This window comes from Streptomyces sp. NPDC002176, from assembly GCF_044903645.1.
Taxonomy (GTDB): Bacteria; Actinomycetota; Actinomycetes; order Streptomycetales; family Streptomycetaceae; genus Streptomyces.
In genome coordinates this window covers 883,002-897,939 of the sequence record NZ_JBJDQW010000001.1, presented here as the reverse complement: position 1 = coordinate 897,939, position 14,938 = coordinate 883,002, and the positions used below count along the sequence as shown (strand labels likewise).

The window sequence follows — 14,938 nt, the reverse complement described above, 5'->3', positions numbered from 1 at the left end:
GCCTCACGTCAGCGAGTCCCAGAATCCTGTCAACGCCTCGATCACGGTCTCCGGTTCGTACACGTTCGGCGAGTGCCCGCCGCCCATGATCTCCGTGTAGCGGGCGCCCAACTCCCTTGCCATCGCGGCCGCTTCATGCTCCGGCCAGGTCTCCTCCGGGGTGCCGAAGACGACCGACAGGGGGATGCCGGACCCGCGCAGCGCCCCGCTGCGGTCCGGCTCGTCGATCATCTGCTCGGCGGCCAGCCGCAGGGCCTCCGGGGCGTTGCGGGCCCAGCGGTCCGACAGGAAGGAGAGCACCTCCTCGGGTACCCCGCCGTCCTCCGGGCGGAGGAACGGCCACAGGTCCGGGACCGGAGTCGTGCGCAGGGCGTCCAGCAGAAGCAGCAGACGCTCCCGCGTCGACTCCGACACGGCCGCCGGGCCGAAGTTCAGCAGCGTCAGCGAGGCCCAAGTGCTGGCGGCGGAAGGGGAGTTCAGTACGGCCAGGCGCGACACCAGCCCCCCGTACGAGTGCCCCACCAGATGCACCGGGCCCAGCACCCCCGCCAGCGCGACCACGTCCGACGCCAGATCCTCGGGCGCGTACGACGGGACCTCCGACGCCGGGCCCGTCTCGTACTGGCCCCGCTGGTCGATGGCGATCACCCGGTAGCCCGCCTCGGCCAGGCCCGGCAGCAGCGGCAGGAAGTCCTCCTTGCTGCCGTTGAAGCCCGGCACCAGCAGGGCCGTACCGCGCGGGACGCCGTCCGGGGGACCGGCTGTGAACGCGGCGAAGGTTCCCCGGGCGGTCTCCAGGCGCACGCTCCGGACACTGTCGGGGCGGGCGATCGAGAGGATCTGGCTCATGGGTGTGATGGTACGTAAGGCCCCGTCCCAAGGATCGACCCCCTCTTGACGCGGCGTCCGGCGCGGGCCGACACTCCAAGTCGGGGAAGTCCAGCGAACAGGTGGGGACGCATGACGCGCCTGGAGACGGTGACCGGCCGCATTGGCCGCACGCCGTCGCGCGCCCCCCTCCTCAAGGCCCCCCTCCTCACCTCCCGCCTGCACATCGACCTCCTGCGCGTGTGCAGCGCCATCGGACCGCGCCTCTGACCTGGGCCTCAGCCCCGTCAACGCGCCCTCCTCGACACTCCTCTCTCACACCAGCCGCCGCTGTTACCGCAGGCGCGCCCGCGCGCCCTCGCCCCTGGGGAGACGTACGTATGCCCATCACCGCGCCGACCGCCCTTCCGACCGTCCGGCACAGCTCCGCCTTCAGGGGGCGGCTCGGCCAGGACGCGCGCAGCGGCCACTACGCCGTGCCGCACCGCTACCGGCTCCACCTCTCCACCGCCGACCCCGACGGACTGCGCCTCGCCATCGCCCACAGCCTGCTCGGTCTGGACGCGAGCTGTCCGGTCACCCTGCTCCCCGCCGTCCCCGACGCCCCGGACGGCAGCCACACCGCCCTCCGCCCGCTCTACGAGGCCAGCGCACACCGCTACTCCGGCCCGGCGCCCGCCCCCGTGCTCAGCGACGCCTGGTCCGGACGCATCGTCAGCACCCACGCCCCCGACATCCTGCGCGACCTGGACCTCTTCCCGCGCGCCGGTGGCGATCCGCTGCGGCCGCACGGCTGGGAGTCCACCGTCGACGCCGTGGAACGGCTCTGCGCCGAGGGCATCGAACAGGCCGCGCAGCGGGCGGGCCGCGCCGACGAGGACCCGGCCGGACGGGCCGCCGCGCTCGACGTCCTGCTCGACAACCTGGGGCGGCTGGAGCGCTGGCTGACCGACGAGCAGTACCTCGCCGGAGGCCGTCTCACCGCCGCCGACATCGACCTCTGGGTCTCCCTGGTCCAGCTCGACACCGTGCACCGCTGCCACCTCGACGCCTCTGCCGTACACCGGATCACCGGCTTTACCGCCCTGTGGTCCTACGCCCGCCGCCTCGCCGCCCACCCCGCCTTCGGCACCCACCTCGACCTCGACGGCATCGCCCGCCGCCACCACGGCCACTGCCAGGGCCTCGAAGCCGCGGGGGCCGCCGTGCAGATCCTGGACTGGGCCGCCCACGTCAAGGGCTAGCCCAGGGCGTCCACCAACACGGCCAGCGCGCCCGCCAGTTGGTCGAGGCCCGCTCCGGGCGGTCCGCCGGGCTCCGTCATGTACGTGTCCCGGCGGATCTCCACCATCAGCGCGCTCACCCGCCGCTCCCGGCCGTAGTGCGCGAGGGGTACGTACGTCCCGCCGAACGGGCTGTCCAGTCCCGTCTTCCCGTACGGCGAGAACGCCGACCGTGCCGCCGCCGTCAGCCCCGGCGGGGTGTGGAAGGGGTCCGTGCCCAGGCACACCGCCGGGCGCGGACCCTCGCCGTGCAGCTCGTAGGGGAGTGGCCGGGACGGGTAGGAGTGGACGTCGATCACCACCACCCGTCCGACCGCGGCCAGCCGCTCCGACACCGCCTCGGTCATCGCGCGGGCGTACGGCTCGAAGTACCGCTCGATCAGCGGGCCTTGAGCGGTGTCCTCGGCCCGCAGCGGCTCTCCGTGCGTGGTCCGGGTGTACACCGCGCCCATCCCCACCGCGCGCATCTCCTCCCGCTCGTCCGGGAACCGCTCCGGGTCCACCACCAGCCGGGACAGCCGGTTCACGAACCGCCACGGCCGCACCCCCGCCAACTTGGCCGCCCGGTCGGCCAGTTCGGCGGTGTGCGCGTCTGTGATGTGGTCCAACTCCCGCTCCAGCGCGGCATCGTCGAGCAGCAGCCCCGCCCGTACCTCGGCCGGGATCGCCCGCGCGGAATGCGGTACGTGCAGCAGCACCGGCGACGCGGGGTCACCCGGCAGCAGCTCGAACGAGGGCTCGGACACATCGGCTCCCAGGGATCAGCGCAGCAACTCGGCCACCAGTCTGCCAACCTGCTCCGTCTCGATCAGGAACCCGTCGTGCCCGTACGGCGATTCCACCACCCGGACCCCGTCCGCCGACGGAATCAGCGCGGCCAACTCCCGCTGCTGGGACAGCGGATAGAGCCGGTCGGAGTCCACCCCGGCGACCAGAGCGGGCGCCCGGACCCGTGCCAGGGCCGACCGCGTACCGCCCCGCCCGCGCCCCACGTCGTGTGCGTTCATCGCCTCGGTCAGCACCACGTAACTCCCCGCGTCGAAGCGGCGGATCAGCTTCCCCGCGTGATGGTCCAGGTACGAGCCCACCTGGTAACGGCCCCCGTGCCACGGGTCCTCCGCGCCCTGCGGAGCCCGGCCGAACCGGGTCCGCAGCTCCGCCTCGGCGCGGTAGGTCACGTGGGCCACGCGGCGGGCCAGACCCAGTCCGTTTACCGGGCCGCGTCCGCCGGAGTGGTAGTCGCCGCCCCGCCAGTGCGGGTCGGCACGGATCGCCCCCAACTGGATCTCCGCCCAGGCGATCTGCTCGGCGCTCGCGGCGGCGGCCGTGGCCAGCAGCAGGAGCGCGCCGACCCGCTCGGGGTACGACACCGCCCACTCCACCGCCCGCATCCCGCCCATCGAGCCGCCGACGACCAGCGCCCACCGCTCGATCCCGAGGGCGTCCGCGAGCCCCGCCTCCGCCGTCACCTGGTCCCGCTGGGTCAGGAACGGGAACGCTCCGCCCCAGGCCCGGTCGGTGCCCGGCCGGGGAGAGGCCGGACCGGTGCTGCCCTGGCAGCCGCCGAGCACGTTCGGCGCGACCACGAACCAGCGGTCGGTGTCCAGCGCCCTGCCCGGTCCGACCAGCGCGTCCCACCAGCCGGGAGTGGGATGCCCCGGCCCGGCCGGACCCGCCACATGGCTGTCACCGGTCAGCGCGTGCAGCACCAGCACCGCGTTGGACCCGTCCGGCGCGAGCCGCCCCCAGGTCTCGAACGCCAGCCGCGCGCCCGGCAGTTCACCGCCCGCCTCCAGCGGCAGCGGGGCATCCGCCGTGTGCCAGCGGCGGCGCCCGGCGGGGTCCCCGTCCCGCCAGGCGCCGGTGACCGCCGGGAGCGGGGCGGGGCGGGCGTGCGGATCGGTGCTCAGGAGGCGCCCTTGGCCGCGCGGAACCCGGCCTCCAGGTCCGCCTTCAGATCGGCCAGGTTCTCGATGCCCACCGACAGCCGGACCAGCCCCGGCGCGGTACCGGTCGCCGTCAGCTGCTCCTCGTCGAGCTGGCTGTGCGTGGTGGACGCGGGATGGATGATCAGGCTGCGTACGTCGCCGATGTTGGCGAGGTGGCTGAACAGCTCCACCGCGTCCACGAACCGCTTGCCCGCCTCCACCCCGTCCCGCAGCTCGAAGGAGACGACCGCGCCGGAGCCGAGCGGAAGATACTTCTGCCCGGCCTCGTACCACCGGCTGGACGCGAGCCCCGGATAGTGGACGGCGGCCACCTCGTCGCGGCCCTCCAGCCACTCGGCCAGGGCCAGCGCGTTGGCGGAGTGCCGTTCCAGGCGCAGGCTCAGCGTCTCCACGCCCTGGAGCAGCAGGAACGCCGAGTGCGGGGAGAGCGCCGGGCCGAGGTCGCGCAGCAGCTGCACCCGCAGCTTGACCGCGAACGCGCCCGGACCGAGCGCGGGCCAGTACCGCAGGCCGTGGTAGCTCGGGTCGGGCTCGGAGAAGTCCGGGAACCGCTCCGGATACGCGCCGAATTCGAAGGTGCCGCCGTCCACCACCACCCCGGCGATGGCGGTGCCGTGTCCGCCGAGGAACTTGGTCGCGGAGTGCACCACGATGTCCGCGCCGTGCTCGATGGGCCGGAGCAGATACGGGGTCGGGACCGTGTTGTCCACGATCAGCGGCACGCCCGCGTCGTGCGCCACGTCCGCGACCGCCCGTACGTCGAGCACGTTGCCCCGCGGATTGCCCAGGGTCTCCGCGAACAGCGCCTTGGTGTTGGGCCGGATCGCGGCCCGCCAGGCGTCCACGTCGTCCGGGTCGGCCACGAACGACACCTCGATGCCCAGCCTCGGCAGGGTGTGCCGGAACAGGTTGTACGTGCCGCCGTACAGCGATGCGCTGGAGACGATGTGGTCGCCCGCGCCCGCCAGGGTGAGCAGCGCGAGGGTCTCTGCGGCCTGCCCGGAGGCCAGCGCGACGGCGGCGACCCCGCCCTCCAGCGCGGCGATCCGCTGCTCGAACACGTCCTGCGTCGGGTTGTGGATACGGGTGTAGATGTTGCCGGGCTCGGCGAGCGAGAACAGGTCGGCGGCGTGCTGGGTGTCCTGGAAGACGAAGGACGTGGTCTGGTAGATCGGCGTGGCGCGTGCCCCGGTCGTGGGGTCGGGCACCGCACCGGCGTGGATCTGCCGGGTCTCGAAGGACCAGGCCGAGGTGTCGGGACCGGCGGGCGGCTCGTCCGGGGTGTGACCGGCGGTGACCGAGTCGATGGGCTGGCTGCTCATGGTGCTCCTCGTGCGGTGCGGGCGCGGACTCGGGCACGAGAAAAGCACGGGCGGACACCCCCGGACAGCCCGGAACGAACCCTGACACGAGGACTTCATGTACGCCACATCCCCGCAACACGGCCGCAGTGGAGCCCGGACACGACCGTGCCCCGGCCGGAGGACTCCGGCCGGGGCACGCTCACACAGCTACCGCACGGGTCAGCTCAGCGAGCCGAGCGCCGCGTTCCAGGTGGCCGACGGACGCATGACCGCGTCCGCCTTGGCCTTCTCCGGCTGGTAGTAGCCGCCGATGTCGGCCGGGGAGCCCTGCACGGCGTTCAGCTCGTCGACGATGCGCTGCTCGTCGGCCGCGAGGGACTCGGCGAACGGCGCGAACGCCTTCGCCAGGTCGGCGTCGTCGGTCTGCTGGGCCAGCTCCTGCGCCCAGTACAGGGACAGGAAGAAGTGGCTGCCCCGGTTGTCGATGCCGCCGACGCGACGGGTCGGGGACTTGTCCTCGTTGAGGAAGGTCGCCGTGGCGCGGTCCAGGGTGTCGGCGAGGACCTTGGCGCGGGTGTTGCCGGTGGTCTCCGCGTACTGCTCGAAGGCGGGGACCAGGGCGAAGAACTCGCCGAGGGAGTCCCAGCGCAGGTAGTTCTCCTTGACCAGCTGCTGGACGTGCTTCGGGGCCGAGCCGCCCGCACCGGTCTCGAACAGGCCGCCGCCCGCCATCAGCGGGACGACCGACAGCATCTTGGCGCTGGTGCCCAGCTCCAGGATCGGGAAGAGGTCGGTCAGGTAGTCACGCAGCACGTTGCCGGTCACCGAGATGGTGTTCTCGCCGCGGCGGATGCGCTCCACCGACAGCTTGGCGGCCTCGACCGGCGGCAGGACGCGGATGTCCAGGCCCTCGGTGTCGTGCTCGGTCAGGTACTGGTTGACCTTGGCGATCAGGTTGGCGTCGTGCGCGCGGGTCTCGTCCAGCCAGAAGATCGCCGGGTCGCCGGTGGCGCGGGCGCGGGTGACGGCCAGCTTGACCCAGTCGCGGATCGGGTCGTCCTTGGTCTGGCAGGCGCGGAAGATGTCGCCCTCGGCGACCGGCTGCTCGATGAGCACGTTGCCGTCGGCGTCGACCACGCGGACGGTGCCCGCGGTGGCGACCTCGAAGGTCTTGTCGTGCGAGCCGTACTCCTCGGCCTTCTGCGCCATCAGGCCGACGTTCGGGACCGTGCCCATGGTCGACGGGTCGTAGGCGCCGTTGGCGCGGCAGTCCTCGATGACGGCCTGGTAGACACCGGCGTAAGAGGAGTCCGGGATCACCGCGAGGGTGTCGTGCTCCGCGCCGTCCGGGCCCCACATGTGGCCGGAGGTGCGGATCATCGCGGGCATGGAGGCGTCCACGATGACGTCCGAGGGGACGTGCAGGTTGGAGATGCCCTTGTCGGAGTCGACCATGGCGAGCGCCGGGCCGTCGGCCAGCTCGGCGTCGAAGGACGCCTTGATCTCGGCACCCTCCGGCAGGCTCTCCAGGCCCTTGTAGATGCCGCCGAGGCCGTCGTTGGGGGACAGACCGGCCGACTTCAGGGTCTGGCCGTACTTGGCGAACGTCTTCGGGAAGAAGGCGCGCACCACGTGGCCGAAGACGATCGGATCGGAGACCTTCATCATCGTGGCCTTGAGGTGCACGGAGAACAGGACGCCCTCCTCCTTCGCGCGGGCGACCTGCGCGGCGAGGAACTGCTCCAGCTCGGCGACGTGCATGACGGAGGCGTCGACGACCTCGTCCTTGCGGACCGGTACCGACTCGCGCAGCACGGTGGTGGTGCCGTCCTCGGCGACCAGCTCGATACGGAGCGTGCCGTCCTCGGCGATCACCGTGGACTTCTCGGTGGAGCGGAAGTCGTTCTCACCCATGGTGGCCACGTTGGTCTTGGACTCGGGGGTCCAGGCGCCCATGCGGTGCGGGTGGGTCTTGGCGTAGTTCTTCACCGAGGCGGGGGCGCGGCGGTCGGAGTTGCCCTCACGCAGGACCGGGTTCACGGCGGAACCCTTGATCTTGTCGTAGCGGGCGCGGACCTCGCGCTCCTCGTCGGTCTTCGGGTCCTCGGGGTAGTCCGGCAGCGCGTAGCCCTTGGCCTGCAGTTCCGCGACGGCGGCCTTGAGCTGCGGGATCGAGGCCGAGATGTTCGGCAGCTTGACGATGTTCGCGGCCGGCGTCTTGGCCAGGTCGCCCAGCTCGGCGAGCGCGTCCGGGATGCGCTGGTCCTCGTTCAGGTACTCCGGGAAGACGGCGATGATGCGCCCGGCCAGCGAGATGTCGCGGGTCTCCACGGGGACCCCGGCCTGCGCGGCGTACGCCTGGATCACCGGCAGGAACGAATGGGTCGCCAGGGCCGGCGCTTCGTCCGTGTAGGTGTAGATGATGGTCGAGTCAGTCACCGGGTGCTCCGCTCCACGTCTGCAACATTGCTCGACATCAAGATATCTCGTGACCGGGTCCGCTTCGACAGGGGTCCGGTGCCGACCGCTCAGCGGGCCCCGCCGGTCATCTCCCGCTCGATCCAGCGGCAGATCACGTCCACCACGTACACATGCTCGGCGCGGGTCAGGTCCCGGCCCTTGGGGATGCCGTGGCAGCGCAGCAGACAGGTGCGGCAGCAGGTCCCGGTGGCGTGCTGGGCGACGAAGACGGGGTGGCCCCGGTACGGGGTCTGCTTGCCGTCCTTGTGCGGCCGGGCCGGGGCGAGCCGCCCGGCGATCAGGTCGTACGCGTGCCAGCGGATGGTGGCCGGGCCCTTCAGCTCGGCGGTGGCCCGGTCGCGTCCGCGCAGGTGGAACTTGGCCCGGAAGGGCTGGCGGGTGATCGAGTCGAGCCGGGCGTCCAGCGCGGCGGGGGACGGCGGGGTGAAGGGCTCGGGCTTCGGTGTGTCAGAGGAAGTCATACTATTTCGAGCTTAGCCCGCTGCCGTGCGCCGCCGCCGCGCGTGCCACGATGGGCCGGTGAGTGACGAACGCCGGAACCTGCTCGTGGACAAGACGCCCCTGCCCGACGGCATCGAGGAGCGGCTGCGGGCCCAGCTGACCTTCCTGGTGGAGGTGGACCAGCTCAAGACCGTGCTGCGCCAGTCGCCGCTCGCCGCGGCGGACCGCCGGGAGAACGACGCCGAGCACTCCTGGCATCTGGCCCTGATGGTCGCGGTCCTCGCCGAGCACTCCGACGAGCCCATCGACGTGGGCCGCACCATCGAGCTGGTGCTGCTGCACGACCTGGTGGAGATCTACGCCGGGGACACCCCGCTCTACGACAGCGCGGGCGGCGCCGGTCAGCTGGAGCGGGAGTCGGTCGCGGCCGACGATCTCTTCGCGCTGCTCCCGGACGACCAGGCCCGGCGGATGCGGGCGCTCTGGGACGAGTTCGAGGAACGCGCCACCCCCGAGGCCCGGTTCGCCAAGGCGATGGACCGGCTGCAGCCGTTGCTCCTCAACTGGATGGCGCGCGGTGGCACTTGGCGTACGCCCGGGGTCACCGCCGACGATGTCCGGGCCCGCAAGGCGGTGATCGGGGACGCCTCCGCGTCGCTGTGGACGGCGGGTCGGCACCTCATCGACGAGGGCGAGCGGCGGGGCTGGTCGCGGAGTTCGGCGGACCAGGACTGACAGGGATGGCGGCGCCCCGCGGAGGGGGCGCCGCCACCGGGCTCACTACTCGGACGGTGCGGGCACGTCGTCCGTCGTGCGCTGGTGCGGTATCAGCACCGAGCCCTGCTGGAGCGCGACCGTGCGGGTCGGGGCCGGGATGCGGATGCCCTCCTCGCGGTAGCGGCGGTGCAGCCGCTTGATGAACTCGTGCTTGATCCGGAACTGGTCGCTGAACTCGCCGACGCCCAGGATGATCGTGAACCCGATCCGCGAGTCGCCGAAGGTGTGGAAGCGGATGGCCGCCTCGTGCTCCGGGACGGCGCCGGTGATCTCGGTCATCACCTCGTTGACCACCTCCGCCGTCACCTTCTCCACGTGCTCCAGGTCCGAGTCGTAGCTGACCCCCGCCTGCACCAGCACCGTCAACTCCTGCTCGGGGCGGGTGAAGTTGGTCATGTTGGTCTTGGCGAGCTGGCCGTTGGGGATGACCACCAGGTTGTTGGAGAGCTGACGCACGGTCGTCTGACGCCAGTTGATGTCGACGACGTACCCCTCCTCGCCGCTGCTCAGCCGGATGTAGTCACCGGGCTGCACGGTCTTGGAGGCGAGGATGTGGATGCCCGCGAACAGATTGGCCAGCGTGTCCTGGAGCGCCAGCGCGACCGCCAGACCGCCGACGCCGAGGGCGGTGAGCAGCGGGGCGATCGAGATGCCCAGCGTCTGGAGCACCACCAGGAAGCCGATGGCCAGCACCAGCACGCGGGTGATGTTGACGAAGATGGTCGCCGAGCCCGCCACGCCCGAGCGGGACTGGGTGACGCTCTGCACCAGGCCCGCGATCACCCTCGCCGCCGACAGGGTCACCACGAAGATCAGCCAGACCTGGAGGGTCTGGTTGACGTGCTTCTGGACGGTGCCGGTCAGCGGCAGCACGGCCGCGCCCGCCGCGACACCGCCCGCTATCGCGGCCCACGGCACGACGGAGCGCAGCGCGTCCACGATGACGTCGTCACCGCTCCAGCGGGTCCGCTTGGCGTGCTTGGCCAGCCAGCGCAGCACCGTGCGGGACAGGAAGGCCAGCACCAGACCGGCGGCCAGCGCGATACCGGCGAGGACCAAGTCGTCCAGGGTGACGCCACGGTTCATCGGTCACCTCCGCCAGGACGTCCCGCGGCGCCCGAGGACGCCGATGCCGACCGGATGTGATGTTGCGTCACGTTGTCACCTGTTCGCTGTCCGGGATGGGCGAACGTGCTCACTGTACGAAGGTTCGATGAAGGGCACGTGTGGTCATCCTGCCGTATGTGCGGGGCAGTTCGTGCCGGTGCCAGGTGCCCCCGAAGAGCCGCGCGGACACTCGACGCGGCGGTTCGCTTTTCTGGACAAATCGTCCTTTACACTTTCGCTCGTCACTCAGCGTGAGGATAAATATGAGAAGCGTGACTCAAACGCTGCGCAGCCCGCGGCGTCCCTTCGTGCTCGGCGCCGTGCTCACCATCGCGCTCGTCGTGCAGTCCGCCGTCATCGTCGAACAGCACCTGCAGATCCAGGGTCTGCAGACGCAGACCGTCGACTTCCAGAAGGACATGGAGCCGGGTCCGCCCGGTCCCTCCGGTCCGGCTGGACCCACCGGCCCCGCCGGTCCCATCGGTCCGGCCGGGAAGGACGGGACGGACGGCGCGGACGGCGCGGCCGGGCCTCCCGGGAAGGACGGCAAGGACGGGAAGGACGGCAAGGACGCCGTCGCCCCTCCGGCGAGCTAGCGCCACCCCCGCGGTCACCCCCGCGAACCGTCGTCCGTCGTGCTTCACCGTCACACAGTGTGAGGATTCATGAGAAGCGTCAAAGAGGTGCTGCGCGGTACGCGGCGCCGCATGGCGGTCGGCGCGGCGCTGACCGTCGTACTGATCGGGCAGGCGGTCCTGCTCGTCGCCCACCAACAGCAGCTCGACGAGATGCAGATGCAGCGCGTCAGTCTCGAGGACGGCGGCACCGGCACGCACCAGGGCCCGCCCGGCCCGCCCGGTCCCTCCGGCCCGTCCGGCGACGCCGGTCCCCTCGGCCCCACGGGTCGCCCGGGGGACGACGGGGACGACGGCGACGACGGCAGGCGGGGCCCCTGGGGGCGCCGGGGTCACGACGGCAGGGACGGACGGGTCATCTACTACAAGTGACGCCCCCGCGGGAGCGGTCGGCCGTACGGGGGTGAATGCGACCCTCGTGCGGCCGACGGCTGCGGGCGGGTACCCGCCGTGAGGTCACGCCTCCCCGAACACCCCGTGCCGCCCCGCACCCCCGGCGAACCGGGCCGCCCCCTCGGACGCCTCGGTCAACACGGCCATGCCGTACCGGAGTTCGCTCCGCATCGCCGCTTCCTCGGGCAGCCCCTCCTGGTCGAGTACGGAGGCCCGGTCGGAGCGCAGGCAGTCCTGCGGGAAGCGGGCGATCGTCGCCGCCAGCTCCTCCGCCTCGGCGCGGGCGCGGCCGGTGGGGACGACGCGGTCCGCGAGACCGATCGCGTGCGCCTCGGCGGCCGGGACCGGACGGCCGGTGAGGATCAGGTCCATGGCCCGGCCGGTGCCGATCAGCCGGGGCAGCCGTACCGTGCCGCCGTCGATCAGCGGTACGCCCCAGCGGCGGCAGAACACGCCGAACACCGCGTCCTCCTCCGCCACCCGCAGATCGCACCACAGGGCCAGCTCCAGACCGCCCGCCACGGCATGCCCCGCCACGGCCGCGATCACCGGCTTGGACAGCCGCATCCGGGTCGGCCCCATCGGGCCGTCGCCGTCCGGCGCGACCCGGTTGCCGCGCTCGGTACCGATCGCCTTCAGGTCGGCGCCCGCGCAGAACGTGCCGCCCTCGCCCCACAGCACCGCCACCCGCGCGTGGTCGTCCGCCTCGAACGCCCGGAACGCGGCGGCCAGTTCGGCCGCCGTCGGGCCGTCGACCGCGTTGCGCGCCGCCGGGCGCGACAGGACGACCGTCGTCACATGGCCTTGTGTCTCCACCCGAACCGGCACCGGGGACCCTCCTCGCCGAGCTGCTGAAGGGGCCACTGTGCCGCACGCGGCCCCCGAGTGGTTGACCTCAAGCAAACTTGAGGTCCTACGTTGGACCCATGAGCATGGAAACCACCGCCTGGACGCAGCTGCACAGCGTGATGACCGCACAGCAGCAGCGCAGGCCCCTCGCCCGCGCCACACTGCGCCGTATCGCCGCCTTCGCCCGACCGCACCGCGCGGGCATCACCCGGTTCGTCCTGCTCGGGATCGTCACCGCCCTGCTCGCGGTCGCCACCCCGGTGCTCGCCGGACGCGTCGTCGACGCCATCGTGGCGGGCCACGACTCCGGCCGGGTGGTCAGACTCTCGCTGCTCATCGCGGCGGTCGCGCTGGCGGAGGCCGGGCTCGGAATCTTCGTACGGCGGCTGTCGGCGACGCTGGGGGAGGGGCTCATCCTCGACCTGCGCACCGCTGTCTTCGACCACGTCCAGCGGATGCCCGTCGCCTTCTTCACCCGCACCCGCACCGGCGCCCTGGTCAGCCGACTCAACAACGACGTCATCGGCGCCCAGCGGGCCTTCGCCTCCACCCTGTCCGGCGTGGTCACCAACGTGGTCACCCTGCTGCTCACCCTCGCCGTGATGCTCACCCTGTCCTGGCAGATCACCCTGCTCGCCCTGGTGCTGCTGCCGGTGTTCGTGCTGCCCGCCCGCCGGATGGGCCGCCGCATGGCCCGGATGCAGCGCGAGGCGGCCGAGCTGAACGCGGCCATGGGCACCCGGATGACGGAACGGTTCTCCGCGCCCGGCGCCACCCTCGTCAAGCTGTTCGGCCGCCCCGAGGAGGAGTCGGCCCAGTTCGCCGCCCGCGCCCGCCACGTCCGCGACATCGGGGTGCGCACCGCCACCGCGCAGTCGGTGTTCATCACCGCCCTCACCCTGGTCTCCGCCCTGGCGCTCGCCCTCGTCTACGGACTCGGCGGCTGGTTCGCGCTGCGCGGCACCCTGGAGGCGGGCGCCGTCGTCTCCCTCGCCCTGCTGCTCACCCGGCTCTACGCCCCGCTGACCTCGCTCGCCGGGGCGCGGGTGGAGGTGATGAGCGCCCTGGTCAGCTTCGAGCGGGTCTTCGAGGTGCTGGACCTGGAGCCGCTCATCGCCGAGAAACCCGACGCGGTCGCGGTGCCGGACGGCCCGGTCGCCATCGAGTTCGACGACGTGCGCTTCGCCTACCCGGCCGCCGACAAGGTGTCCCTGGCCTCGCTGGAGGAGGTCGCCGCACTCGACGTACGCGGCGGCGCCGAGGTGCTGCACGGCGTCTCCTTCCGCGCCGCCCCCGGCGAGACCGTCGCCCTGGTCGGCTCCTCCGGCGCCGGGAAGTCCACCATCGCCCAGCTGCTGCCCCGGCTGTACGACACCGACAGCGGCGCCGTACGGGTCGGCGGGACCGACGTACGGGACCTGAGCACCTCCTCGCTGCGGGCCACCGTCGGCATGGTCACCCAGGACGGCCACCTCTTCCACGACACCGTCCGCGCCAACCTGCTCCTCGCCCGCTCCGACGCCGATGACGACGCTCTGTGGGACGCGCTCGGCCGGGCCCGGCTGGACGGGGTCGTACGGTCCCTGCCGGACGGGCTGGACACCGTCGTCGGCGAGCGCGGCTACCGGCTCTCCGGCGGCGAACGCCAGCGCATGACCATCGCCCGGCTGCTGCTGGCCCGCCAGCGTGTCGTCATCCTCGACGAGGCCACCGCCCACCTCGACAACACCTCCGAGGCGGCCGTGCAGGAGGCCCTCACCGAGGCCCTCCAGGACCGCACCGCCGTCGTCATCGCCCACCGGCTCTCCACCGTCCGCGCCGCCGACCAGATCCTCGTCGTCGAGGCCGGCCGGATCGTGGAACGCGGCACCCACGACCAGCTCCTCGCGGCCGGAGGGCGGTACGCCGAGCTGTACCGCACCCAGTTCGCCGGAAAGGACGACGCGACGGCGACGGTGGCCTGACCCCGGCCCAGTGAATCGCCGCGTCCCCGTGCTGGACGCCACCCGCGCGAGGGCCCACCATTCCTCCCACGGGAACGGGAGAGAGGGATCGGCGGGGATGAGCGGGACGCGGCAGACCGGTGCGCAAGGCGGTTGCGGCGAGGGCCTGTTGCGGGTCCTCGCCGTGGACGACGAGGAACCCGCGCTCTCGGAGCTGCTGTACCTGCTCGACCAGGACCCCCGGGTCGGCAGCGTACTGCCCGCGCTGGAGGCCACCGAGGCGCTCCGCACCCTCGGCCGGGCGGTCGAAGGGGGTACGGAGGCCGTCGACGTCGTCTTCCTCGACATCAACATGCCGGGCCTCAACGGCCTCGAACTGGCCCGTCTGCTGGGCGGGTTCGCCGCACCGCCGCTCATCGTCTTCGTCACCGCCCACGAGGACTTCGCCGTCCGCGCCTTCGACCTCAAGGCCGTCGACTACCTCCTCAAGCCGCTGCGCGAGGAACGGTTCGCCGAGGCCGTGCGCCGGGTGGCCGAACTGACCCACGCCGGTCAGGGCCCCCGCGCCCACCCGGCCGCACCGCCCACCGCAGGGCAGGTCCCGGTGGAACTGGGCGGGGTGACCCGGTTCGTGCCCGTCGCCGACATCGACTACGCCGAGGCGCACGGCGACTACGCCCGGCTGCACACCCGGCGCGGCAGCCACCTGGTGCGCGTACCGCTGTCCACGCTGGAGGAGCAGTGGCGGACGCACGGGTTCGTGCGCATCCACCGCAGCCATCTCGTCGCGCTCGCCCGAATCGAGGAACTGCGGCTGGACGGCGGCAACTTGACCGTCCGGGTCGGCGGCCGCGTCCTCCCCGTCAGCCGCCGCAACGCCCGCGAACTGCGCGACCTGCTGGCCCGCCGCGCCACCGGCACCGCGGCCCGCGCCCGCTGAGCGGCCGG

At 72.4% G+C, this 14,938-nt stretch carries 15 protein-coding genes; 7 read left to right on the top strand and 8 right to left on the bottom strand.

Features of this window, described 5'->3' with window-relative positions; genetic code table 11:
• Nucleotides 1-3: 3 nt before the first annotated feature.
• Nucleotides 4-849 carry an alpha/beta fold hydrolase gene (locus ACI2LY_RS03900; RefSeq protein ID WP_404705716.1) on the bottom strand — a complete coding sequence of 282 codons (846 nt, stop codon included), beginning with the start codon at nt 847-849 and terminating at the stop codon, nt 4-6.
• A 111-nt stretch (nt 850-960) separates the two neighbouring features.
• Here ACI2LY_RS03900 and ACI2LY_RS03895 point away from each other — a divergent pair, with 111 nt between their 5' ends.
• Both ACI2LY_RS03895 and ACI2LY_RS03890 read left to right on the top strand, forming a co-directional pair.
• Nucleotides 961-1,098, top strand: coding sequence for a putative leader peptide (locus ACI2LY_RS03895; RefSeq protein WP_404705715.1), 138 nt, complete (start codon nt 961-963; stop codon nt 1,096-1,098).
• Between the two features lie 110 nt (nt 1,099-1,208).
• A complete protein-coding gene (locus tag ACI2LY_RS03890; protein ID WP_404705714.1) occupies nt 1,209-2,072 on the top strand; it encodes a glutathione S-transferase C-terminal domain-containing protein in 864 nt (287 codons plus the stop codon).
• Here the strand turns inward: ACI2LY_RS03890 and ACI2LY_RS03885 are convergent.
• The 5 genes from ACI2LY_RS03885 to ACI2LY_RS03865 form a co-directional block, all read right to left on the bottom strand.
• Entirely contained in the window at nt 2,069-2,857 is a 789-nt protein-coding gene (locus ACI2LY_RS03885) for an N-formylglutamate amidohydrolase (protein WP_404705713.1), read from the bottom strand. The two genes, ACI2LY_RS03890 and ACI2LY_RS03885, sit on opposite strands and share 4 nt — an antisense overlap.
• 15 nt (nt 2,858-2,872) lie before the next feature.
• Nucleotides 2,873-4,021 (bottom strand): homoserine O-acetyltransferase, encoded by a 1,149-nt coding sequence (locus ACI2LY_RS03880; RefSeq protein WP_404706474.1) that lies wholly within the window; start codon nt 4,019-4,021, stop codon nt 2,873-2,875.
• On the bottom strand, nt 4,018-5,382 hold the full coding sequence (locus ACI2LY_RS03875; protein ID WP_404705712.1) for a bifunctional o-acetylhomoserine/o-acetylserine sulfhydrylase: 1,365 nt from the start codon (nt 5,380-5,382) through the stop codon (nt 4,018-4,020). The genes ACI2LY_RS03880 and ACI2LY_RS03875 overlap by 4 nt, the downstream gene beginning before the upstream one ends.
• Nucleotides 5,383-5,583: 201 nt before the next feature.
• A complete protein-coding gene (locus tag ACI2LY_RS03870) occupies nt 5,584-7,803 on the bottom strand; it encodes an NADP-dependent isocitrate dehydrogenase (RefSeq protein WP_404705711.1) in 2,220 nt (739 codons plus the stop codon).
• Between the two features lie 89 nt (nt 7,804-7,892).
• Nucleotides 7,893-8,306 carry a DUF4186 domain-containing protein gene (locus ACI2LY_RS03865; RefSeq protein WP_404705710.1) on the bottom strand — a complete coding sequence of 138 codons (414 nt, stop codon included), beginning with the start codon at nt 8,304-8,306 and terminating at the stop codon, nt 7,893-7,895.
• A 58-nt stretch (nt 8,307-8,364) separates the two neighbouring features.
• Here ACI2LY_RS03865 and ACI2LY_RS03860 point away from each other — a divergent pair, with 58 nt between their 5' ends.
• On the top strand, nt 8,365-9,021 hold the full coding sequence (locus tag ACI2LY_RS03860) for an HD family hydrolase (protein WP_404705709.1): 657 nt from the start codon (nt 8,365-8,367) through the stop codon (nt 9,019-9,021).
• A gap of 45 nt (nt 9,022-9,066) precedes the next feature.
• Here ACI2LY_RS03860 and ACI2LY_RS03855 read toward each other — a convergent pair whose 3' ends face one another.
• A complete protein-coding gene (locus ACI2LY_RS03855) occupies nt 9,067-10,149 on the bottom strand; it encodes a mechanosensitive ion channel family protein (RefSeq protein WP_404705708.1) in 1,083 nt (360 codons plus the stop codon).
• Nucleotides 10,150-10,442: 293 nt separating this feature from the next.
• On the opposite strand from ACI2LY_RS03855, the gene ACI2LY_RS03850 reads away from it, so the two are divergent.
• A complete protein-coding gene (locus ACI2LY_RS03850; protein ID WP_389005794.1) occupies nt 10,443-10,766 on the top strand; it encodes a hypothetical protein in 324 nt (107 codons plus the stop codon).
• Nucleotides 10,767-10,835: 69 nt separating this feature from the next.
• Nucleotides 10,836-11,177 (top strand): hypothetical protein, encoded by a 342-nt coding sequence (locus ACI2LY_RS03845; RefSeq protein ID WP_404705707.1) that lies wholly within the window; start codon nt 10,836-10,838, stop codon nt 11,175-11,177.
• A gap of 84 nt (nt 11,178-11,261) precedes the next feature.
• Here ACI2LY_RS03845 and ACI2LY_RS03840 read toward each other — a convergent pair whose 3' ends face one another.
• Nucleotides 11,262-12,026 (bottom strand): crotonase/enoyl-CoA hydratase family protein, encoded by a 765-nt coding sequence (locus ACI2LY_RS03840; protein ID WP_404705706.1) that lies wholly within the window; start codon nt 12,024-12,026, stop codon nt 11,262-11,264.
• Nucleotides 12,027-12,130: 104 nt separating this feature from the next.
• Between ACI2LY_RS03840 and ACI2LY_RS03835 the strand changes: the two genes are divergently transcribed.
• Together ACI2LY_RS03835 and ACI2LY_RS03830 are read left to right on the top strand one after the other, a co-directional pair.
• Complete coding sequence (locus ACI2LY_RS03835) at nt 12,131-14,011, top strand: ABC transporter ATP-binding protein (RefSeq protein ID WP_404706473.1); 1,881 nt, start codon at nt 12,131-12,133, stop codon at nt 14,009-14,011.
• Between the two features lie 145 nt (nt 14,012-14,156).
• The gene (locus tag ACI2LY_RS03830; protein ID WP_404706472.1) at nt 14,157-14,930 is read left to right on the top strand and encodes a LytR/AlgR family response regulator transcription factor; all 774 of its coding nucleotides are present in this window, start codon (nt 14,157-14,159) and stop codon (nt 14,928-14,930) included.
• Nucleotides 14,931-14,938: the final 8 nt, after the last annotated feature.